The 21,467-nt window shown below is 41.8% G+C and carries 21 protein-coding genes; 12 read left to right on the top strand and 9 right to left on the bottom strand.

Going from position 1 to position 21,467, the window contains the following annotated elements:
- Nucleotides 1–4 precede the first annotated feature (4 nt).
- The 9 genes from hisC (at nucleotide 5) to VRUMOI_RS07710 (ending at nucleotide 8,318) form a co-directional block, all read left to right on the top strand.
- Nucleotides 5–1,054 carry a histidinol-phosphate transaminase gene (hisC, locus tag VRUMOI_RS07750; RefSeq protein ID WP_089139709.1) on the top strand — a complete coding sequence of 350 codons (1,050 nt, stop codon included), beginning with the start codon at nucleotides 5–7 and terminating at the stop codon, nucleotides 1,052–1,054.
- A 63-nt stretch (nucleotides 1,055–1,117) separates the two neighbouring features.
- A complete protein-coding gene (gene hisB / locus VRUMOI_RS07745; RefSeq protein ID WP_089139710.1) occupies nucleotides 1,118–2,191 on the top strand; it encodes a bifunctional histidinol-phosphatase/imidazoleglycerol-phosphate dehydratase HisB in 1,074 nt (357 codons plus the stop codon).
- On the top strand, nucleotides 2,191–2,820 hold the full coding sequence (gene hisH, locus VRUMOI_RS07740; protein ID WP_089139711.1) for an imidazole glycerol phosphate synthase subunit HisH: 630 nt from the start codon (nucleotides 2,191–2,193) through the stop codon (nucleotides 2,818–2,820). Before hisB ends, hisH begins: the two co-directional genes overlap by 1 nt.
- Before the next feature lie 51 nt (nucleotides 2,821–2,871).
- Complete coding sequence (hisA, locus tag VRUMOI_RS07735; RefSeq protein WP_089139712.1) at nucleotides 2,872–3,609, top strand: 1-(5-phosphoribosyl)-5-[(5-phosphoribosylamino)methylideneamino]imidazole-4-carboxamide isomerase; 738 nt, start codon at nucleotides 2,872–2,874, stop codon at nucleotides 3,607–3,609.
- Nucleotides 3,591–4,364: an imidazole glycerol phosphate synthase subunit HisF gene (gene hisF, locus VRUMOI_RS07730; protein WP_089139713.1), complete on the top strand. Its 774-nt coding sequence runs from the start codon at nucleotides 3,591–3,593 to the stop codon at nucleotides 4,362–4,364. Before hisA ends, hisF begins: the two co-directional genes overlap by 19 nt.
- Nucleotides 4,361–5,020: a bifunctional phosphoribosyl-AMP cyclohydrolase/phosphoribosyl-ATP diphosphatase HisIE gene (gene hisIE, locus VRUMOI_RS07725; RefSeq protein ID WP_089139714.1), complete on the top strand. Its 660-nt coding sequence runs from the start codon at nucleotides 4,361–4,363 to the stop codon at nucleotides 5,018–5,020. The genes hisF and hisIE overlap by 4 nt, the downstream gene beginning before the upstream one ends.
- Before the next feature lie 248 nt (nucleotides 5,021–5,268).
- On the top strand, nucleotides 5,269–5,691 hold the full coding sequence (locus tag VRUMOI_RS07720; RefSeq protein WP_089139715.1) for a MarR family winged helix-turn-helix transcriptional regulator: 423 nt from the start codon (nucleotides 5,269–5,271) through the stop codon (nucleotides 5,689–5,691).
- Between the two features lie 22 nt (nucleotides 5,692–5,713).
- Nucleotides 5,714–6,790: an HlyD family secretion protein gene (locus tag VRUMOI_RS07715; protein WP_089139716.1), complete on the top strand. Its 1,077-nt coding sequence runs from the start codon at nucleotides 5,714–5,716 to the stop codon at nucleotides 6,788–6,790.
- A gap of 13 nt (nucleotides 6,791–6,803) precedes the next feature.
- Nucleotides 6,804–8,318, top strand: coding sequence for a DHA2 family efflux MFS transporter permease subunit (locus VRUMOI_RS07710; protein ID WP_089139717.1), 1,515 nt, complete (start codon nucleotides 6,804–6,806; stop codon nucleotides 8,316–8,318).
- Nucleotides 8,319–8,391: 73 nt separating this feature from the next.
- Here the strand turns inward: VRUMOI_RS07710 and VRUMOI_RS07705 are convergent, their stop codons facing one another.
- The 4 genes from VRUMOI_RS07705 to VRUMOI_RS07690 form a co-directional block, all read right to left on the bottom strand.
- Entirely contained in the window at nucleotides 8,392–8,880 is a 489-nt protein-coding gene (locus tag VRUMOI_RS07705; protein WP_089139718.1) for a YchJ family metal-binding protein, read from the bottom strand.
- Nucleotides 8,881–8,889: 9 nt separating this feature from the next.
- Nucleotides 8,890–10,119, bottom strand: a complete 1,230-nt coding sequence (locus tag VRUMOI_RS07700) for an EAL and HDOD domain-containing protein (protein WP_089139719.1) — start codon at nucleotides 10,117–10,119, stop codon at nucleotides 8,890–8,892.
- Between the two features lie 197 nt (nucleotides 10,120–10,316).
- Nucleotides 10,317–11,042, bottom strand: coding sequence for a UDP-2,3-diacylglucosamine diphosphatase (gene lpxH / locus VRUMOI_RS07695; RefSeq protein ID WP_089139720.1), 726 nt, complete (start codon nucleotides 11,040–11,042; stop codon nucleotides 10,317–10,319).
- Nucleotides 11,043–11,105: 63 nt separating this feature from the next.
- Complete coding sequence (locus VRUMOI_RS07690) at nucleotides 11,106–11,600, bottom strand: peptidylprolyl isomerase (RefSeq protein ID WP_089139721.1); 495 nt, start codon at nucleotides 11,598–11,600, stop codon at nucleotides 11,106–11,108.
- Between the two features lie 196 nt (nucleotides 11,601–11,796).
- On the opposite strand from VRUMOI_RS07690, the gene cysS reads away from it, so the two are divergent.
- Nucleotides 11,797–13,179 (top strand): cysteine--tRNA ligase, encoded by a 1,383-nt coding sequence (gene cysS, locus VRUMOI_RS07685; RefSeq protein ID WP_089139722.1) that lies wholly within the window; start codon nucleotides 11,797–11,799, stop codon nucleotides 13,177–13,179.
- A 155-nt stretch (nucleotides 13,180–13,334) separates the two neighbouring features.
- A complete protein-coding gene (locus VRUMOI_RS07680; RefSeq protein WP_089139723.1) occupies nucleotides 13,335–13,913 on the top strand; it encodes a thymidine kinase in 579 nt (192 codons plus the stop codon).
- Nucleotides 13,914–14,007: 94 nt separating this feature from the next.
- Here the strand turns inward: VRUMOI_RS07680 and VRUMOI_RS07675 are convergent, their stop codons facing one another.
- The 5 genes from VRUMOI_RS07675 to cmoA all read right to left on the bottom strand — a co-directional run bounded on the left by VRUMOI_RS07675 (nucleotide 14,008) and on the right by cmoA (nucleotide 19,236).
- The gene (locus tag VRUMOI_RS07675) at nucleotides 14,008–14,979 is read right to left on the bottom strand and encodes an alpha-L-glutamate ligase-like protein (RefSeq protein WP_089139724.1); all 972 of its coding nucleotides are present in this window, start codon (nucleotides 14,977–14,979) and stop codon (nucleotides 14,008–14,010) included.
- A gap of 3 nt (nucleotides 14,980–14,982) precedes the next feature.
- Entirely contained in the window at nucleotides 14,983–16,491 is a 1,509-nt protein-coding gene (locus VRUMOI_RS07670) for an inactive transglutaminase family protein (RefSeq protein ID WP_089139725.1), read from the bottom strand.
- Nucleotides 16,492–16,530: 39 nt separating this feature from the next.
- On the bottom strand, nucleotides 16,531–17,319 hold the full coding sequence (locus tag VRUMOI_RS07665) for an ATP-dependent zinc protease family protein (RefSeq protein WP_089139726.1): 789 nt from the start codon (nucleotides 17,317–17,319) through the stop codon (nucleotides 16,531–16,533).
- Nucleotides 17,320–17,446: 127 nt separating this feature from the next.
- Nucleotides 17,447–18,418 carry a tRNA 5-methoxyuridine(34)/uridine 5-oxyacetic acid(34) synthase CmoB gene (gene cmoB / locus VRUMOI_RS07660; RefSeq protein WP_089139727.1) on the bottom strand — a complete coding sequence of 324 codons (972 nt, stop codon included), beginning with the start codon at nucleotides 18,416–18,418 and terminating at the stop codon, nucleotides 17,447–17,449.
- An 89-nt stretch (nucleotides 18,419–18,507) separates the two neighbouring features.
- Complete coding sequence (gene cmoA / locus VRUMOI_RS07655; protein WP_089139728.1) at nucleotides 18,508–19,236, bottom strand: carboxy-S-adenosyl-L-methionine synthase CmoA; 729 nt, start codon at nucleotides 19,234–19,236, stop codon at nucleotides 18,508–18,510.
- A 431-nt stretch (nucleotides 19,237–19,667) separates the two neighbouring features.
- Here cmoA and aspS point away from each other — a divergent pair, with 431 nt between their 5' ends.
- A complete protein-coding gene (aspS, locus tag VRUMOI_RS07650) occupies nucleotides 19,668–21,440 on the top strand; it encodes an aspartate--tRNA ligase (RefSeq protein ID WP_089139729.1) in 1,773 nt (590 codons plus the stop codon).
- Nucleotides 21,441–21,467: the final 27 nt, after the last annotated feature.

Here is a 21,467-nt window from a genome sequence, read left to right as displayed (position 1 = left end):
GAACATGGAAAAGTTAGCACGTAAACAAGTTCAAGCTTTAACCCCATACCTGTCTGCTCGACGTATTGGTGGTAGTGGTGATGTTTGGTTAAATGCCAATGAATCACCGTTTGATAATGAATATAAAACCAACTTTACTCGCCTAAATCGCTACAGTGAATGCCAGCCTAAAGCGCTGATCGAAGCTTATGCGGCTTATGCGGGCGTCAACGCGGAACATGTTCTCACTTCCCGCGGTGCCGATGAAGGAATTGAATTGTTGATTCGAGCGTTCTGCGAACCAAATGAAGATGCGATCTTATATTGCCCACCGACGTACGGTATGTACGCCATCAGTGCTGAAACAATTGGTGTTGAACGCAAAGTCGTGCCATTAACCGAACAGTGGCAGTTAGATCTTGATGGTATTCAAACTCAATTAGATAACGTCAAATTGGTTTTCGTCTGTAGCCCAAATAATCCAACGGGAAATTTAATTCAGCGTGAAGATATTGTGACGCTGTTAGAAATGACTAAAGATAAAGCTATTGTTGTGATGGATGAAGCGTATATCGACTTCTGCCCAGAAGCTTCAACGGTCGATTTACTTGCTCAATATCCGAACCTAGCAATTCTAAGAACGATGTCAAAAGCCTTTGCTTTGGCTGGATTGCGCTGTGGTTTTACTCTGGCGAATGAAGAATTGATCAATGTATTATTGAAAGTGATTGCCCCTTATCCGGTTCCAATCCCTGTTGCCGATATTGCTTGTCAGGCCTTGTCTGAAGCTGGTCTTGCCCGTATGAAATACCAAGTACTGGATATTTCGGCGAACCGTGCGTATTTGCAAGCAGGCTTATCCATGCTTGAAGGTGTGAAGGTGTATGATGGCTGGGGAAATTATTTATTGATTCAGTTCCAAGATGGTGACGCCATGTTTAAAGCTGCATGGGATCGCGGCATTATATTGCGTAACTCGCCAATAAAAGATTGTGTGCGAATTAGTATTGGTAACCGAGATGAATGCGAAAAAACCTTGAGCTTTATCCGTAACCAAATCAATGCGATGGCGTAATAGCTGTATTAATGACTCTGAGCCATCCAGCATGTGATGGCTGCTCAAAGAAAGGAAATCAATGTGAGCCAAGCTAATAAAATTCTTTTTATCGACCGTGATGGCACGCTCATCGTCGAACCACCAGAAGATTTTCAAGTTGATCGATTAGATAAACTGAAATTTGAACCCAATGTCATTCCTGTATTATTAAAGCTACAGGATGCTGGTTACCGTTTAGTTATGGTGACTAACCAAGATGGTTTGGGTACACCGAGCTACCCTCAAGCCGATTTTGATGCCCCTCATAATATGATGATGGATATTTTCACTTCGCAGGGTGTGAAGTTTGATGATGTCCTGATTTGTCCTCACTTTGAAACCGATAACTGTACTTGTCGCAAGCCGAAATTAGGGCTAGTGAAAGACTATTTACAGCAAGGTCGAGTGGATTTTAAAACCTCGGCGGTAATTGGTGATCGTGCGACCGATTTGCAACTTGCCGAAAATATGGCGATTCGCGGTATTCAGTACAATCCTGAAACCATGAATTGGTTAGATATCTTAAAAGACTTAACGGTTAATGCTCGAACTGCCACCGTGGTTCGCACAACGAAAGAAACCGATATTCGTATTTCAGTCAATTTAGATGAGCAGGGTGGCAACCAAATCTCAACGGGGATGGGCTTTTTTGACCACATGCTTGATCAGATCGCGACACACGGCGGTTTCCAGTTGAAAGCGGAAGTACAAGGTGATCTGCACATTGATGATCACCACACGGTTGAAGATACCGCGCTAGCCTTAGGACAAGCGTTGAAAGAAGCACTGGGTGATAAGCGCGGTATTGGTCGCTTTGGTTTTAGCTTGCCGATGGATGAATGTTTAGCGCAGTGTGGATTGGATTTATCTGGCCGCCCGTACTTAAAGTTTGATGCCAAGTTTAGCCGTGAACAAGTTGGTGACTTATCAACTGAAATGGTGGTGCACTTCTTCCGTTCACTAACGGATACTTTAGCTTGTACTCTTCACCTATCCTCAACGGGCGATAATGATCACCACATTATTGAAAGTTTATTTAAAGCGTTTGGTCGTACGTTGCGACAAGCTATTAAAGTGGAAGGCACTGAGTTACCAAGCAGTAAAGGAGTGTTGTGATGACAGCGACACAAGTACAGTCACAAAAAGTAGTCATTATTGATACCGGTTGTGCCAATGTCTCTTCGGTTCGATTTGCGATTGAGCGACTGGGTTATAAGGTTACGATTTCTAAAGACCCTGCGGTAGTACTGGCCGCAGATAAATTGTTTTTACCTGGTGTTGGCACGGCATCGGAGGCGATGAAAAACCTCGAAGAGCGTGATCTCATTACTTTGGTTAAGCAAGTAGAAAAACCGTTATTAGGGATCTGCTTAGGAATGCAACTTTTAGGTCAGTTATCGGAAGAAAAAGGCCAGAAAGGTAAGTCGGTCGTGAACTGCCTCGGTTTATGTGATGGGGAAGTTCGCTTAATGAATACTGGCGATTTACCCTTGCCACATATGGGCTGGAATACCATTCAGCCACAACAAGGTCATCCGTTATTTAACGATATTCCGCCAGAGAGCTATTTCTATTTTGTGCACAGTTATGCCATGCCCGTTGGCGATTACACGATTGCTAGTTGTGATTATGGCAATCCATTTACCGCGGCGCTGCAGAGTGGTAATTATTATGGCGTGCAGTTTCATCCAGAGCGTTCGTCAAAAGCGGGCTCTAAATTAATTCAGAATTTTCTAGAACTTTAATGACTCACGCTTCATTGTGATGAGATGGATATTATATAAAAGGAATTGAGTTTGATTATTCCCGCATTAGATTTAATTGATGGTCAAGTCGTTCGCCTATTTCAAGGCGATTATGGCCAAAAGACCGAATATAAAGTTGATCCTGTTGAGCAATTCAACTTGTATCACCAAGCTGGCGCAGACTGGCTTCATTTAGTGGATTTAACCGGCGCGAAAGATACGTCTGCCCGCCAATTAGATTTGATTGCTAAGTTACTTGCCGGTACTCCAGCCAATATTCAAATCGGTGGTGGTGTGCGAACTGAGCAAGATGTGATCGATCTACTTGAAGCTGGCGCTCAGCGTGTGGTTGTTGGTTCTACTGCTGTAAAACAACCTGAGCTAGTAAAAGGTTGGATGGAAAAATACGGCGCTGAAAAAATTGTGTTGGCCTTGGATATTAATATTGATGAGCAAGGTGTACGTCGAGTCGCGATTTCAGGCTGGCAAGAAGATTCAGGTGTGACGATTGAAGCGTTAATTGATGATTATTTAACGGTTGGTTTAACGCACGTGTTGTGTACTGATATTTCGCGCGATGGCACACTGACTGGCTCTAATGTCGAACTGTACGTAGATTTGTGTAATCAATATCCACAAGTACAATTTCAATCTTCTGGTGGTATTGGTCGCTTAGAAGATATTGCGGCATTGAAGGGTTCTGGTGTGGCAGGCGTGATCGTTGGTCGTGCGTTACTCGATGGTAAATTTACCGCACAGGAGGCATTCTCATGTTGGCAAAGCGAATAATTCCATGTCTTGATGTTCGTGATGGACAAGTGGTGAAAGGGGTTCAATTTCGTAACCATGAAATCATCGGTGATATTGTACCTCTCGCGCAGCGTTATGCCGAAGAAGGCGCCGATGAGTTGGTTTTTTATGATATTACCGCTTCAAGCGATGGCCGCGTCGTGGATAAAAGTTGGGTCTCTCGCGTAGCGGAAGTGATCGACATTCCGTTTTGTGTGGCGGGGGGGATTAAATCAGCAGAAGATGCCGCGAGAATTCTTGAATTCGGTGCAGACAAAGTATCAATCAACTCGCCGGCATTAGCTAATCCGCAATTAATTACTGAACTTGCCGATAAATTCGGTGTGCAATGTATCGTGGTTGGAATTGACTCTTATTACGATAAAGACACGGGAAAATATCAGGTCTACCAGTTCACAGGTGATGAAGAGCGGACCAAAGCAACTAAGTGGGAAACTCGCGATTGGGTGCAAGAAGTGCAAAAGCGTGGCGCGGGCGAAATTGTATTGAATATGATGAACCAAGATGGCGTTCGCAATGGTTACGATCTTGACCAATTAAACATGGTGAGAGAAGTCTGCCATGTTCCATTAATCGCATCGGGTGGTGCAGGGGCGATGGAGCATTTCGCAGAGGCTTATCAAAAGACCAATGTTGATGGTGCGTTAGCCGCTTCCGTTTTTCATAAGCAAGTGATTAACATTGGTGAATTAAAACAATACCTCAAACAACAAGGTGTGGAGATACGTTTATGAGTGAAGCATTAACAACACAATCAACGTTTCAAGCGTCAGATGTCAACGCATTAAGTGAGCGTATTGATTGGGATAAAGTCGATGGTTTAGTGCCTGTTATTGTGCAAGATTATGTATCCAGTCAAGTGTTAATGATGGGATATATGAATGGCGATGCACTGCAAAAAACTGCCGATACCGGGCTGGTGACTTTCTATTCTCGCACTAAGCAACGCCTTTGGACTAAAGGGGAAGAGTCTGGAAACAGTTTAGGGCTTGTGAATCTAGCGCTAGATTGCGATAACGATACATTACTTGCGAAAGTAAACCCAATTGGGCCAACTTGTCATACTGGCACGACAACCTGTTTTGATGCTGATAGACAAGAAGAAAGTCAATTGGTGTGGCTTCATCAACTTGAGCAGTTACTGGCTGCCCGCAAGAGTGCCGACCCTGAATCTTCTTATACCGCAAGTTTATACGCACGTGGCACGAAGCGTATATCGCAGAAAGTGGGCGAAGAGGGCGTTGAAGTCGCGCTTGCGGCAACGTCGGGCGATAAGGCGGAGCTAGTGTGCGAATCGGCTGATTTGATGTATCACTTGTTTGTGTTGCTGCAAGACCAAGGGTTATCGTTTAATGATGTGATAAATAAGCTCAAAGAACGTCACCAATAATTTCAACTGTAATTATTGAGGCAAAAGGCTAGGTATTTACCTGGCCTTTTTTGTATCTATAGATTTTAAAATTTAATTTTCTTTTATATCAGTAGATTAAAATATTTTACTGCACAAGTGTGTAGTATCTATTGTAAATATAGTAAGTAAGGCTTACTATATGTCGGTGGTCACACTTTATGCTTTCTCATTTCTTGGGCGAAGTGTGCAGTGACACTCTTTTCGTTGTCTTTTTGTAAGGGTTTTTCATGGCTCAAGTTCCTGTTGGTTATCTACTGTCTGATGTATCACGTCTGGTTCGCAAAAAATTTCAGCATGATCCTGAGATTGGTAGCATTACTTTGGCGCAGGCAAAAGCGTTAAGCATTATTGCCCGCAATGAAGGTATTAAACAGGTTGAGTTAGCGGAATTACTTGAGATTAAGCCTATGACGGTTGCAAGAGTGATTGACCAGCTCGTTGAAGAAGGACTAGTGAAACGCTGTGCTAGTCCTTCTGATCGACGCGCACACTTGATTTATTTATTACCAGCGGCGAAAGCCCGTTTAAACCTTGTGAGTAAGGTTGGTAATAAAGTTTGGGAATCAGGACTTGAAGGCTTAAGTGAACAGCAACGTACACAATTTATTGAAACGCTTGAACATATTCACCGAAACTTATTAGAAAAATAAAATTATATCGTAGGTAAATTATATGGCCAATGAACCAACTCAATCGGTGATAGAAGAACGATCTCAACTATCACCTAAGCAATCCAAGTTTAAGTCTAAGCGCTTCTTACTTCTATTTGTTCTCCCATTGCTTATTGTTGTCGGCAGTCTTGCAATTTATTTGCATGGTGGGCGTTATGTTGAAACAGACAATGCTTATGTGAAAGCCGATAAAACACCGATTAATGCTGAAGTGGCTGGGCGTGTGATCAATGTGCCAGTCGTTGAAAATCAGCATGTTAAAAAAGGTGACTTATTAGTACAAATTGATCCCACTCCTTATGAATACGCTGTTGATCGAGCAAAAGCTAACCTTGCTGACGTACGCACTGACCTTGAAACCTTGAAAGCTGAATATCAAAGCAAGCTTGCGAATATTGAGGTGGCAAAAAGCCAGTTAGATTACGCTCGTCTGGAAGAAAAACGCCAGTATAACTTACGCAAGAAAAGCTACGCCTCTGAAGCCGATTATGATTCGGCTCGACAAAAGACTTTGTTGTTTGAACTGCAAATTAACGCATTACAAAAAGCCCTTAAACAAGTAGCAGAAAGTCTTGGTGGTGATCCTAAAGCACCAGTAGAACATCATCCAAAATATCAATTAGCCATGGCTGAGCTTGATCAATCAGAAAATGATTTAAAGCATGTCAATGTATATGCTCCGAATGATGGTGTTGTGTCTAAGGTCTTGGAAGATGGTCAGTTTATTACCTCTAATAGCACCACCATGTTATTGGTCGCGGATCAAAATTTATGGATTGAAGCTAACTTTACAGAGAAAGAAATGACCAATGTAAAAGTCGGTCAAAAAGTTGAGATTGAAATCGATTATGCCCCTGGTCATAAATGGGAAGGACATGTGGCGAGTATTAGCCCAGCAACAGGTTCGGAGTACTCAGTTATCCCGGCGCAGAACGCAACCGGCAATTGGGTAAAAGTGACGCAACGTTTACCTATTCGTATTGCCATTGAAGCGAAAGACAATATGCCAACGTTACGTTCAGGCTTAAGTGCAGTGGTTACAGTTGATACTGAACACACGCGTCATTTGTCATTCTAATTAAGGCTAAATTATGAGTGAAGTTACATTACAACCTAACGAGAAAGAAGAAGGGGCTAAAAGGCTTCTGATCACTTTTTCGGTAATGTTAGCAACCATCATGCAAGCATTAGATACGACGATTGCGAACGTTGCTTTACCACATATGCAAGGGGCGATGGGGGCGACTCAAGATCAGATCTCTTGGGTTCTGACCTCTTATATTGTGGCTTCTGCAATCGCGATGCCGTTAACTGGATTTATTGCGGCTAGAATTGGACGTAAGCGCTTATTTATCTATTCTGTGATCGGTTTTACCATTGCTTCGGCTCTGTGTGGGGCTGCGCAGTCATTAGATCAAATTATTCTATTCCGTTTACTACAAGGGATCTTTGGTGCCAGTTTAGTGCCATTATCACAATCGGTATTGCTGGATACTTACCCTAAAGAACAACACGGATCAGCAATGGCCTTATGGGGGGTTGGGGTGATGGTTGGGCCAATTTTAGGTCCATCACTTGGCGGTTGGTTGACGGAGTATTATAACTGGCGCTGGGTGTTTTATATCAATATTCCGTTTGGCGCTTTAGCATGGTTTGGTATTGCCGCTTATGTGAAAGAAACCGCCATTGAAGCCGATAGAAAATTCGATCTTTTTGGTTTTACACTTATTGCTTTTGCCATTGGCTCATTACAGCTTTTCCTTGACCGAGGAGAATCGCAAAACTGGTATTCCAGTATGGAAATTGTCATTGAGACAGCGATTGCGGCAATTGCTCTGTATATGTTTGTGGTGCACATGTTTACCGCAAAAAAACCGTTCTTAGATCCCGTTATGTTTGCCGATAGAAACTTTATCGTTGGGATCACAGTTGGTTTTATGATGGGGGTCGTATTACTGTCCACTATGGCGCTGCTACCACCCTTCATGCAAAGCTTAATGGGTTACCCTGTATTGGATGTTGGTTTTCTATTAACGCCTCGGGGGTTTGGCACTATGGCCGGGATGCTGATTGTCGGACGATTAGCAAGAAAAGTGGATTTACGCTATTTGATGGTCATCGGTACTTTATTAATGATTTTTTCATTATGGGAAATGACCTTATTTACCGCTGAAATTAGCTCATGGGATATTGTTCGTACGGGTATTGTTCAAGGTTTGGGATTAGGGTTGGTCTTTGTTCCACTATCAACGACAACCTTCTCAACATTGGCCCCTAAATACCGAACAGAGGGCACTGCACTTTATAGTTTGATTCGAAATATCGGCAGTAGTATCGGGATTTCAGTCGTGACAACTTATCTTGCACATCGAATTCAATATAACCATGCTACTTTTGCACAATACATTACGCCATTTAGCCATCCATTACATATGGCAGCAGAAAAAGGGATGTATGATGTGAGTACTCAGGCCGGTTTATATGCGATTGATGCCGAAGTAAATCGACAAGCCGCTCTATTGGGTTACCTACAAGACTATCGTTTGATGATGTTTGTTTGCGTTGTTATGTTACCAATGATCTTTTTGTTTAAAAAAACTCGCTAGTATCCACGTTCTAATCAAACAAAGCCCGAATCAATTCATTGGTTCGGGCTTTGTTTTTATTGAATGCCTAATCCTAACCACAACACTTTTTGAATTTTTTACCACTGCCACACAAGCATGGGTCATTGCGTCCAATTTTAGTGTTTTCGATAGTTTGATACAGTCGAGGATCAACGATTTCTTCTGGCATAACACCATCAATATAGCGCCACTGATCATTCTCTTTAATAAATCTTGAACGTTCATGTAGGCAGTATTGTTTACCGTCCTCTTTAAAGTAAGCTTTAAACTCAACAAAGCCTTCATTATTTGAAGGTGGCGGTGAGTCTATTACTTCGAGTTGTTCCCATTGACTTGCAACGGATTCAGCAATAGCTTCGGCTTCTTGTTCAGCTTGGCATGAAGAATGGTAGCTGTTAATAACAAAACCAACATTATTTAAAACATGAGCACAATAGCGAGCACGCATTAGTTGAACGGGTAATTGAGCGTTAGCGGTATCGGCATGTATTGGTTGACAGCATTGGTCATAAGGTTGCTGACTACAGCATGGACAAAGCATAGGTTCTCTTTACTGTTGATGAAGGAGTTTACCTTCTAAACGAAGGTGATGATACTCAGGAGTCGACCAGTCTAACGCATTAATGTAAAACTGGTCAGTCAAACTGGAATCTAACGCGAGTTTATCAGTAAACCATTGAATGCTTGAGGTATCTTTTTTTTCATAGGCAATCGCGAGCCCTAAGATATTACCGAGCGTCCCTTCTTGCTTTAATAATGCATTGATAGCAGCTCTATTAAGCGGCAGCGTTTCAATGAGATGTGATAAAGGGTGTTCGAGTAATTTATCTAATTGGGAAAACATGCCAACAAAATAAGCATGTTCAATATTGAGATCGAATGTATTTAATGCTGCGACTTGTTCACAAAAATGCGCTCTTTGCATCGAAGTTTGATAATAGACGGATGGTGTGAGTTCATGTGCTGCGGTTAGGGATAATGAGATGAAAAGTTTGATTCTATCTAGACCTAGCGCATGAAAGGCATCTTCGAATGAAGTAAAAGTTTGCGATAAATGCGCATTAATAAAACGCATCAGTTTATAGGACATGGTGACATCATAACGAATCAATCGCTCTATTAATTCAAAATCAATAGGGGATTGATGGATGGCAAGTTTTAGTTGCTCTACTGTAAAACAAGAAGACTCAATACGTTTTCCGCGAATAATTTCAGGCTCGTATAAGAAGTAGCCTTGAAAGAAATCAAAGCCGGCTTTTTGAGCGTCTTCAAGTTCTTGATGGCTTTCGATCTTTTCTGCTAAGTAGTAAAGGTCGTATTGTTTATGTGCTTGAATGAACTCTGAAGCGTCGGCAATAGCTATTTGCTTTATATCGAATTTAATCGTGGTGATATAAGGTAGAAAGCGCTCCCAACTTGGTGATGGAATAAAATCATCCAGTGCGATTTTATAACCTTTCTCGTTCATCGACTTTACCGCATCAAAGAGTTCATCACTCGGAGGGCAATCTTCGAGAATTTCAATCATCAATAAATGAGAAGGAAACAATGTTGGAATTTGTTCAACTAAACTTTGATAAGGGAAATTGACTAAATATAACGTTTGTTCGTAACCCTGAACATTAGTAAGAAAAAAATGTTCAATTAATAGGCGGCTTGTGGCGCGCTCAGGATCCATCGAGGGGAATTCATTTCTATACCCTTCACGGAATAATAACTCGTAAGCCACTATGCGTTTATTAATATCGACGATAGGCTGGCGTGCAATAAAAGAATACATCCTTGAGTCTCTTTGCTTGTTATTGAGGAACTTATTCTACAATATAGAAAATGTAACTGGCCTGCTAGTTAGAATGTAACGAGTTTGTTCGTTGGCTCATAAATTTACATTTTGCTCTAATTAAGAATAGATGAAAGAGGGAAAAAATAGATTAAAAAATCAACAAAATTGGTCGGTTAGTTCGCGAAGCATCTAGGTTAGCCGAGAGGGCGTTGTTGTAATTCACAACCATCTTCATCACACACTAAAATAGAACCTTGAGTATACCAGTCTCCCAATACAATTCGGGTTGCAATGCCTTGATTTGTTTGGTGTTGGTGGATGTTAGGACGATGAGTGTGTCCGTGAATCATATGTGTGACATGGTTAGACTCGAGTATATTGACCACTTCGTCAGGGGTCACATCCATGATTTCCATCTGCTTGTAATGTTTTTGCTGTTTAATTTTACTTTGTATATTGGAAACGATTTTTTTCCTGATAAACAAGGGGATACAGTGAAATAAACGTTGCAACCATTTCTGATGGACCGTTTTACGGAATTCTTGGTATTTCTCATCTTTGGTACACAACGTGTCACCATGTAAAATCACCGTTGCAGTACCGTAGAGGTCAATGACCGCGGTTTCTGGAAGCAATATCATCCCCGTTTCTTGGCAAAAACGCTGACCTAATAAGAAATCACGATTACCTTGTATAAAATAGCAATCTACACCACTTGATGTGAGCAGTTTAAACGCATCTTTGATCGTTATGTTGAAAGGGGAGTTATCATCATCACCGATCCAAAATTCAAACAGATCACCTAATACATATAGCTTTTCTGCAGCAGGAGCTTCTTCTTTCATGAACCGAAGAAAGCAAGCTGTAATATCTGGGCGTAGGGGAGAGAGATGAAGATCTGCGATAAATAAGGTGGTCATGAATTATCAAATTGTGTGTGGGGAAAATAAAGGGGGACCAAGCCCCCTACAAATTCGATGCTATTAGGCTTCGATTGTTGTGCCAGTAATCATTACATCTTCTAGTGGTACGTCTTGGTGCATACCGTAAGAGCCCGTGCTGACTGCTTTAATTTTTTCGACTACGTCCATGCCTTCAACCACTTCAGCAAACACACAGTAACCCCAACCGTTCATGGTTTCAGATTTGAAATCTAGGAAGGTGTTGTCATTGACGTTGATGAAGAACTGAGAGCTTGCAGAATGCGGTTCCATCGTACGAGCCATTGCTAATGTACCTACTTTGTTGCTTAGGCCATTGTTTGCTTCATTTTTGATGGTTGCACGTGTTGCTTTTTCTTTCAAGCCAGAGGTCATGCCGCCACCTTGAATCATAAATCCATCGATAACACGGTGGAAAAGAGTGTTGTCGTAGAAGCCATCTTGGCAATATTGAAGAAAATTAGCTGCGGTTTCTGGTGCTTTTTCTTCGTTAAGTTGAACTTTGATATCGCCGAAGTTGGTGTGAAGGATAATCATGGTTAGGTCCTTTAGCATTGGATTTAATGTTTAATTCTAATTGAAGCCTAGATTTTATAGAAACTCGTCTCTAAAGCAACTTTAAACATCAATAGACTGTAAGGGTAGTCTATTAAAGTTAGGCTTGATGTCGACTTCATTGCCTGTTTCGGTATAATCAAAAAATTATAATTTTCACCAAACGTAGAAAGAGATCATGTTAAAAATATATAACACGTTGACCCGCCAAAAAGAGGAATTTAAACCTATTCATGCTGGAAAAATCGGCATGTATGTTTGTGGTGTGACCATCTACGATCTCTGCCATATCGGCCATGGCCGTACTTTTGTTTCGTTTGATGTGGTATCACGCTACTTACGCTTTTTAGGTTACGACTTAACTTTTGTGCGAAATATTACTGATATTGACGATAAAATTATCAAACGTGCCGCAGAAAATAACGAAAGCTGTGAGTCATTAACTGAGCGTTTGATTCAAGATATGTACGCCGATTTCGATGCGTTAAATATTAAACGCCCTGATGTTGAGCCACGTGCGACGCATTATATCCAAGAAATCATTGAACTGGTTGAACGTTTAATTGAGCGTGGCTTTGCTTACGTTGCCGATAATGGCGATGTGATGTTCGAAGTGAAAAAATTTGAACAATACGGCAAGTTATCCGGTCAAGATCTTGAGCAATTGCAAGCGGGTGCTCGTGTTGATGTTGAAAGTGCTAAACGTAGCCCAATGGACTTCGTGGTTTGGAAAATGTCTAAACCAGGCGAACCTACATGGGAATCACCATGGGGTCCTGGTCGTCCTGGTTGGCATATTGAATGTTCAGCGATGAACTCATCTATTTTGGGTCAACATTTTGATATTCATGGTGGTGGTTCGGATCTTCAATTCCCACATCATGAAAACGAAATAGCCCAATCTTGCTGTGCTCACGATACGCCGTATGTAAATACCTGGATGCACAGCGGCATGGTGATGGTTGATCGTGAGAAAATGTCTAAGTCTTTGGGTAACTTTTTTACCATTCGTGATGTACTTAAATATTATGACTCTGAGACGGTCCGTTATTTCTTAATGTCAGGTCATTACCGCAGTCAGCTAAATTACAGCGAAGACAACCTAAACCAAGCTCGTGCCTCATTAGAGCGTTTGTATACTTCTTTGCGTGGTTTAGATTTATCCGTCGTTGCTGCTGGTGGTGAAGAATTCGTTGCGCGTTTTAGCTCGGCAATGAATGATGATTTTAACACTCCAGAAGCCTATTCCGTTTTGTTTGATATGGCGCGTGAAGTGAACCGCTTAAAAACGGTTGATATGGATAAAGCATCAGCATTGGGTGTTTTAATGCGTGAACTCGCGGATGTGATCGGTATTTTGCATCAAGACCCAGAAGCCTTTTTACAAGGTGATGCGGGCAGTGATGGCGAAGTCGCTGAAATTGAAGCCTTAATCAAACTACGTAACGATTCACGTGCCGCAAAAGATTGGGCGAATGCCGATTTAGCACGTGACAAGTTAAATGAGCTTGGCATTGAGCTAGAAGATGGCGCTGACGGGACAACTTGGCGTCGTAAGTAAAACAATTCGTCGTAACTCTAAATGACGGCATTAAATAGGGCTTGTGGTGTTACCGATGTACTGCAAGCCTTTTTCTCGAAACTCGAAACTCGAAACTCGAAACTCGAAACTCGAAACTCGAAACTCGAAACTGATAACTAGAAAGGCTTTTTCCTTTGGCACAGATGTATTTTTATTACTCAGCGATGAATGCGGGTAAATCGACTACGCTACTTCAATCATCGTTTAATTATCGTGAACGTGGCATGACCCCTGTTATTTTCACGGCAGAAATCGATAATCGTGATGGTATTGGTAAAGTTAGCTCTCGCATTGGCTTGCAATCAGATGCTCATTTATATAATGACACTACCGATATGTTTAGTGCGATTAAAGCGTTGTGTGACAATGAAAAAATTCACTGCGTTATGATTGATGAATGCCAGTTCTTAAATAAAGAGCAAGTGTATCAACTGACAGAAGTAGTGGATAAATTACATATACCAGTATTGTGTTATGGTTTGCGAAGTGACTTCTTAGGTGAGTTATTTGAAGGTAGCCAATACCTGTTGGCTTGGGCGGATAAGCTGGTGGAGCTAAAAACTATTTGCCATTGTGGACGCAAAGCGAACATGGTGATCCGCATGGATGAAGATGGCAAGGCGATAGCAGAAGGTGATCAGGTCGCGATTGGTGGGAATGACCGATATGAATCTGTCTGCCGACGACACTATAAAGAGGCACTAGGGAAGTAATTTGCTAAGTGATTTCTATTGATTAAAAAAATCCGCTGGTATTGATAATATCAGCGGATTTTTTAATTTTATTAGCTTTAAGTTGAGTCGTTTTTTAAAACTGTGATTTTGCAGCAAATTGTTTTGCTGCGTAAGCGACTCGTTCTTCCGGTGTCGGATAATTTAAAGGTGTCCCTAAGTTTTCGATATGATGCAAGCGAGGCAGTAATCCTGCGCCATTTGCAATCTGGATAGCAAGACCTGGGCGAGCATTTAACTCTAATACCATTGGGCCTTCTTCTTTATCCAATACCATATCGGTACCCATGTAACCTAATCCTGTCATTTCCCAAGCACTAGATGCAAGCACCAGTAGCTTTTCCCAGTTTGGTACGACAAGACCACTAAGTGGCTTATCGGTATCAGGGTGGTGGGTGATAGGGCGGTCAAATTGCACGGCACGTACTGCGCGGCCCGTTGCAATATCTAAACCCACACCAACCGCACCTTGGTGCAAGTTCGCTTTACCATCGGACGCTGCTGTTGAACAACGCATCATGGCCATTACTGGGTAGCCTTTAAACACGATAACGCGAATATCTGGCACACCTTCATAGCTATAGCCATCAAAAGAAACATCATCAAATTTGATAAGATTCTCAACAACGGCAACATCATTTTTTCCGCCAAGTGAAAATAATCCCGCTAAAGCATTACTAATGTGACGTTCCACATCTTGCTCATTAATCGCTTGGCCGGATGGTTTAATGTAAACGCCATCTTTATGTGAAATGATCACTAAGATGCCTTTACCACCAGAGCCACGAGCCGGTTTAATCACAAAACCCGGCCAGTCTTTAACCATCGCATGGATACGCTTTACTTCGGCTTGTTGAGCAATAACACCAATTAGCTTAGGTACGGTTGCACCGTGTTCTTGAGCAATAATTTTAGTTTTTAGTTTGTCATCCACTAGTGGGTATTTAGAGCGGTCGTTATAGCGCCCAATGTAGGCGCCATTACGTTTGTTCATCCCCATCACACCTTTAGCGCGAAGTTTTTGAGGTGACGTAAACATTGAAAACATAGTTTAGTCCTCCGCTAGTGGTTTGAATCTTTTTAGCTCTAGTAGGCGATATCCAGTGTAGTTACCTAGCGATAGGATACAGGCTAAGATAATGAACTGAGTGCCGATGAAGTTGAACGTCACATGTTGAACATATGGATTAGTCATCGCTAAGTAGATAAGCACTGCAGTCAGTAGTGAGCCGCCCCCTTGCATGAAGACTTCTTTAGCACCTTCTTCTTCCCAAAGGATAGACATACGTTCAATCGTCCAAGATAGGATGATCATTGGGAAGAACGTAATGGTTAAACCTTGTGTCAAACCAATGTTGAATGACACGATGGTGAAGATCGAAATAATCAAGATTACGGTAATAATAACGGCTGATATTCGGGAAACCAGTAGCAAGTTAAGTTTGGATAAATAACCCCGGATAATTAAGCCAGTACCAACGATGAGTAAGAAGCCGATGATACCTGGTAGTAACTGCGTTTGCACAAAGGCAACGGCAATTAGCACGGGCATGAAAGTCCCCGATGTTTTTAGACCGATAAGAACTCGTAAAAACACCACGATTAATGCACCAATAGGGATCAGCATGATGGTTTTAAACATCGCTTGCTCTTCTAACGGTAGGCTGTGAATAGAGAAATTCAATAAGTTATCTGCAACGACTTTTTGCTTAGTTGCACTGCTTGGTGACACATCTTGAGCCAGCATTGAGAAGAATACTTTACTGTTTTTACCACCGATAACGTCCAGTAGTGAAACATTAGATTCATCCCAAATCAGCATGTTGCTTGTCATACCTTGTTCGGTGCTTTCAGGGTTAAACAGTTGCCATACCTTTCCATCCCATACTTCAATCATCGGAATAATAGATTGACGGCGACGTCCATCTTCTAATTCGATAACCCCAACCGTTTTACTGTAGATCTTAGAAGACGCTAAGATTTTGCCGATGGCTTCTACTTTGCTGAAATCATCAAGAAGGAGTGAGGCATTTTGGTTATCTGGGTCGTTGAATTGTTTAACGAGCTCACGAGTAAAAGTTGTGTTATCAGCAGAGCGCTCAGAAGCTTGAGTCGTGATCGCATCGACCGCGGCTTGTTGTGGGCCTGTGAATGTTGGTACAACTAAATCTGCCTCAACAGGAGGGATAATTTCCGCTTGTGATTGAGGATCCACTAAGAATTGGGTTTTGTAATAAATCGTTTGTGGGCCTTTTGCATCACGGATTGACCACTCAGCACGGCGACCAGTATCGGTATTGATGTAAGACAAACCATAACCTGGTGATGAAGCACTTTCATCGATGAGGGTAAAGCCATCTTGAGTATGTGGGGCGGCTAAAGACACTTTAGCGGGGCCACCTGACGCGATAAACTCTACACGAGCCTCGATATCCCATATTTGTCGCGATTCCCCTGGCCCCCATGGAACGCCATAGTCTTGATGACGCATGACACTCAATGAAATCCCAGTGATAACAAGTATGGCGATGAGAAAATAAAATGGCACTCTAGACGTCATAACTTTTCCTTAACCAGTCTAAATAAATTGTTATTAAAATTATTGTTTTGAAGCTTTTTTAGGCGCTTTAGATTCAATAAACTCACGGCTCACATCGACATAAGCGACATCTTGAATAAATTCACGGCCCAGCAAAATCGGATAGTCCATTTGTGAACGGTCCGCTAAAGTGAACTGCGCTTTTTCATGTACGCTGCCAATCTTGATCCAAAGTTCCACGACAGGTCTGCGTTCTAATGCATTGGTACTCGATTGTCGAATCTTCACATGACGAATAATTGGGGCTTCGACCCATTTGCGATCTTCTGGTGCAGTTTCATCAGATATATGAAATTTAACCCACTTTTTACCATTGCGCTCGAATTCTTGTAAATCTACCGCATTGATCGATGATGTTGTGGCGCCAGTATCGACACGAGCAATAAATGCCGTTTTCACAATATCAATATCAATGCTTTCCAATGACCCTAGTGTCACCATACCTGGGCGAGTTTGTGGTTCCATGTTAGTAACAACAATATTAGAGGTAGCAGAGGAGGTGGATGGGGTACTGCGAGATTTGCGCGTCGCATTAATTAAGTTTTGTTGATTCCGTCTTAATACTTCGACTTCATTATTTAAATTAATGATTTCAGATTCTAAACTTGAGATGTAATCCGTTTGTTTGTCTAAATTAGAATCAAGTTCTTCGATGCGGTTAGAAAGGTTTTCTTCACTGCGATTAACGGCTTCGATAGTTTGTTGGGAATAATGTTCCCCAGTCATATATGCGCAACCTGAAAGTGAACTTAGGGTAAAAACAGCAAGACCTAATGATTTTTTGAGCATATTAAACCGTCGTAACCTCTGTTAAGTATTTGTTGTTCAAAGTTTAGCGTATCTCGATTTGAGCGTGAAGCGCTTTCACATCAAGTAGGGCAATTCTTTGTAGAGTTAAGAATCGCCTTACCTGTTTTTATGGGTTTTTAGCAATTAATATTGCACGGCGTGGAGCTGGATAGCCTTCAATAGTTTTGCTCGGATCAGTTGGATCTAAATAATCGGGGAGCGAATTATGTGTCATCCAATTGGTACTTCTTTGTTCATCTGTGGAGGTGACATTTTCATCGACAATTTTCACGTCGATAAAACCACATTTTTCTAGCCAGACTTTCAATGCTTTCGCCGATGGGAAGAAATAAACGTTACGCATTTGCGCATAGCGGTCGATGGGGACTAAGACCGCATTTTCATCCCCTTCAATTACCAAGGTTTCAAGGACTAACTCACCACCGGAAACTAATTGATTTTTTAACTGATATAGGTGATCAAGTGGAGAGCGGCGATGATAGAGTACACCCATACTAAATACCGTATCAAAGGCTTTTAATTCAGGTAACTGTTCAATCCCTAAAGGCAATAAATGAGCACGTTGATCGTTGCCCATCAGTTTACGAATAGCTTCAAACTGAACGAGAAATAAATGCGATGGGTCGATACCGACGCACAAGCGAGCACCAGCACCAAGCATACGCCACATGTGGTAGCCATTACCGCAACCGACATCTAATACTGAGCGATGTTTTAAATCGGAAATATGTGGAAGCACACGATCCCATTTCCAGTCTGAACGCCATTCGGTTTCAATATCCAAACCATGAACATGGTAAGGGCCTTTGCGCCAAGGGTGAAAAGTACGCAGTAGGCTTTCTAGTTTCTTCTGTTCACCAATCGGGAAAGGTTCGTTGTTGGTAATGCTAACTTGAGAAACAATATCAATATTATCGGGTGTGATGTCGGTAATTTTATTCAGTGCTTTTACCCAGCGTTCAAAATCACCGTGTTCAGCATTTTGCCAATCAGTTAGTTGCTGAGGCAGGGTATTCAGCCAAGGTTGCAGACGAGGGTCTTGAGCAATCAGTTGGTAAAAGTTGGCAAAATTAAACATAACACTCTTTCTATTTTAGATACGGATATTGAATTTTATTTATATTCAGTTTTTAGATTTACGTTAAAAACGATTTAATAAGACTATGGCTATTTTATGGCAAACATGGAGCCAAAGTTAAAGCATTGGAACCACACTTCGTAACTACTGAAACCGATTTTTTCGAATCGTTGTTTATGACATTCAATCGAATCAGGTTTCATCACATTTTCTATTGCACTACGTTTTTGGCTGATTTCTAATTCGCTATAACCATTGGCGCGTTTGAAATCATGGTGCAAATCAATCAATAGCTCATGTGCGGTTTGGTTTTCAAAAATGTATTTTTCCGACAAAATTAAAATACCGCCAGGACGCAATCCAGCATAGATTTTTTCGAGTAAAGAAAAGCGGTCTTCTGGTGATAAAAATTGCAACGTAAAGTTCAATACAACCACCGAGGCATTTTCAATTTCGATATCGCGAATATCCGCTTCAATAACCTTGACCGGAGTATCTGAACGATAGGCATTAATGTGTAGTTTACAGCGTTCAATCATGGCTGAAGAGTTATCGACCGCAATAATTTGGCAGTTTTCTTGGTCAATATGGCGACGCATAGACAGCGTTGCGGCACCTAAAGAACAACCAAGGTCATAAACGGTTGAGTTTGGTTTTGCAAAGCGTTCTGCGAGCATTCCAATGGCTGAGATAATATTACTGTATCCCGGTACCGAGCGCTGAATCATATCAGGAAAAACTTCAGCGACTCGTTCATCAAATGTAAAATCGCCCATTTTTTCTATTGGGGCTGAAAAAATCACATCAGGCTGGCTCATGGTTACTCACTTAACTTTAATTCTTAGCAGTGTAATGACTAAAACTGGCTATAAACAGATGATTCCATTTTAAGGGAAGTTCACTTATATCGCTATTATGTTTAGGGCTTATTTGATTTTATTTCCGTAAGCTGACGCAAGTGGTGTTGTTTTGAACGGATTTGGTGTTTTATTTGTTCAGATGGAGGGCTTGGTCTTGTTGGGATATAAATCGGGGTAATACCTCGACTTTATTTGAACTGGATAACTTATGAGCGGTTAATGTTTAATTCCGGCCATTAATATAGAAAAGCTAAGAAATTCTTCTTTACATGGTCGATTTTTATCTGTTTTCCAAGTATAAATAGGAAAAGTTTTTTATACGGTGTTTTTGAGCGGTCTGCTCCACCGAAAATTATTCATTATTTAAATAAGAGATTGGGAAATTCATTATGCGCACCCAGTATTGTGGTCACCTGAACAAGTCCCTAGCAGGACAAACTGTAGAACTTTGCGGATGGGTTAATCGCCGCCGTGATCTAGGCGGTCTTATCTTCATTGATATGCGTGATCGTGAAGGGATTGTTCAAGTGGTTATCGATCCAGATATGACCGAGATTTTTGCAGAAGCTAACCAGCTGCGTAATGAATTTTGTATCAAATTAACCGGTGAAGTGCGTGCGCGTCCAGACAGCCAAATTAATAAAGATATGACAACCGGTGAAGTTGAAGTGTATGCAACAGGCCTTCAAATCATCAACCGTTCTGAAGCGTTGCCATTAGATTTCAACCAAACTAACTCTGAAGAACAGCGTCTAAAATACCGTTACATTGACTTACGTCGCCCTGAGATGAGTGACCGCATTAAGTTACGCGCTAAAGCATCAAGCTTTGTACGTCGTTTCCTGGATGACAACGGCTTCCTAGATATCGAAACGCCAGTGTTAACGAAAGCGACACCTGAAGGTGCTCGTGATTACTTGGTACCAAGCCGTGTCCATAAAGGCAGCTTCTACGCACTTCCACAATCGCCTCAGTTGTTTAAACAATTGTTGATGATGTCTGGTTTTGATCGTTACTACCAAATCGTAAAATGTTTCCGCGACGAAGATTTACGTGCTGACCGTCAGCCTGAATTTACTCAAATCGATATCGAAACCTCATTCATGACTTCTGATGAAGTACGTGGTATTACCGAAAAAATGGTTCGTGAAATGTGGCAAGAGCTACTGAACGTTGATCTGGGTGATTTCCCAGTCATGCCATTTTCTGAAGCCATTCGTCGTTTTGGTTCTGATAAACCAGATCTACGTAACCCGCTTGAATTGGTTGATGTGGCCGATTTAGTAAAAGATGTTGAGTTTAAAGTATTCTCGGGCCCTGCAAACGATGAAAAAGGTCGTGTCGCAGTGATCCGTGTACCGGGTGGCGCATCATTATCACGTAAGCAAATTGATGAATACGGTAGCTTCGTTGGCATTTATGGCGCGAAAGGTCTTGCTTGGATGAAAGTGAACGATTTGGCTGCGGGTGTTGAAGGTATTCAATCTCCAGTGGCTAAGTTCTTAAATGAAGACGTAATCAATGGCATTCTTGAGCGTACTGGTGCTCAAACGGGTGACATCATTTTATTCGGCGCAGATAAAGCAAACATTGTATCTGAAGCAATGGGCGCTCTACGTATCAAGCTTGGCCTCGATCTTGAACTCACTGATCTGCAAGCATGGAAGCCACTTTGGGTGGTTGATTTCCCAATGTTTGAGCAAGACGAGGAAGGGAACCTGCATGCCATGCACCACCCATTCACATCTCCATTAGGTGTAACAGCGGAAGAGTTAAAAGCGAACCCTGCGGTAGCTAACTCAAATGCTTACGACATGGTATTAAATGGTTATGAAGTGGGCGGTGGTTCTGTTCGTATTCACAATACAGAAATGCAATCAACCGTATTTGATATCTTAGGTATTGATGAAACAGAGCAACGCTTGAAGTTTGGTTTCTTACTTGATGCACTAAAATACGGTACGCCACCTCACGCTGGTTTAGCATTCGGCCTTGACCGTTTGGTGATGCTGCTGTGTGGAACAGATAACATCCGTGATGTGATTGCATTCCCGAAAACAACGGCAGCAGCCTGTCCATTAACCAATGCGCCAAGCCTAGCAAACCCTGCCGCGTTAGAAGAATTAGCGATTGCGGTCACCGCAGCAAAAGAAAAAGCATAATTAAGCCGTTGAGTCATAAATAGCTTA

It is taken from the genome of Vibrio rumoiensis (assembly GCF_002218045.2).
In the GTDB taxonomy this organism is placed as follows: Bacteria; Pseudomonadota; Gammaproteobacteria; order Enterobacterales; family Vibrionaceae; genus Vibrio; species Vibrio rumoiensis.
The sequence above is the reverse complement of the archived record's forward strand: the minus strand, read 5'-3'. Positions and strand labels throughout refer to the sequence as shown.

Coding starts and splice junctions, on each gene's coding strand:
- hisC (WP_089139709.1), top strand. CDS start 5: ATGGAAAAGTTAGCACGTAAACAAGTTCAAGCTTTAACCCCATACCTG.
- hisH (WP_089139711.1), top strand. CDS start 2,191: ATGACAGCGACACAAGTACAGTCACAAAAAGTAGTCATTATTGATACC.
- hisF (WP_089139713.1), top strand. CDS start 3,591: ATGTTGGCAAAGCGAATAATTCCATGTCTTGATGTTCGTGATGGACAA.
- hisIE (WP_089139714.1), top strand. CDS start 4,361: ATGAGTGAAGCATTAACAACACAATCAACGTTTCAAGCGTCAGATGTC.
- VRUMOI_RS07720 (WP_089139715.1), top strand. CDS start 5,269: ATGGCTCAAGTTCCTGTTGGTTATCTACTGTCTGATGTATCACGTCTG.
- VRUMOI_RS07715 (WP_089139716.1), top strand. CDS start 5,714: ATGGCCAATGAACCAACTCAATCGGTGATAGAAGAACGATCTCAACTA.
- VRUMOI_RS07710 (WP_089139717.1), top strand. CDS start 6,804: ATGAGTGAAGTTACATTACAACCTAACGAGAAAGAAGAAGGGGCTAAA.
- VRUMOI_RS07705 (WP_089139718.1), bottom strand. CDS start 8,880: ATGCTTTGTCCATGCTGTAGTCAGCAACCTTATGACCAATGCTGTCAA.
- VRUMOI_RS07700 (WP_089139719.1), bottom strand. CDS start 10,119: ATGTATTCTTTTATTGCACGCCAGCCTATCGTCGATATTAATAAACGC.
- lpxH (WP_089139720.1), bottom strand. CDS start 11,042: ATGACCACCTTATTTATCGCAGATCTTCATCTCTCTCCCCTACGCCCA.
- VRUMOI_RS07690 (WP_089139721.1), bottom strand. CDS start 11,600: ATGATTATCCTTCACACCAACTTCGGCGATATCAAAGTTCAACTTAAC.
- cysS (WP_089139722.1), top strand. CDS start 11,797: ATGTTAAAAATATATAACACGTTGACCCGCCAAAAAGAGGAATTTAAA.
- VRUMOI_RS07675 (WP_089139724.1), bottom strand. CDS start 14,979: ATGTTTTCAATGTTTACGTCACCTCAAAAACTTCGCGCTAAAGGTGTG.
- VRUMOI_RS07670 (WP_089139725.1), bottom strand. CDS start 16,491: ATGACGTCTAGAGTGCCATTTTATTTTCTCATCGCCATACTTGTTATC.
- VRUMOI_RS07665 (WP_089139726.1), bottom strand. CDS start 17,319: ATGCTCAAAAAATCATTAGGTCTTGCTGTTTTTACCCTAAGTTCACTT.
- cmoB (WP_089139727.1), bottom strand. CDS start 18,418: ATGTTTAATTTTGCCAACTTTTACCAACTGATTGCTCAAGACCCTCGT.
- cmoA (WP_089139728.1), bottom strand. CDS start 19,236: ATGAGCCAGCCTGATGTGATTTTTTCAGCCCCAATAGAAAAAATGGGC.
- aspS (WP_089139729.1), top strand. CDS start 19,668: ATGCGCACCCAGTATTGTGGTCACCTGAACAAGTCCCTAGCAGGACAA.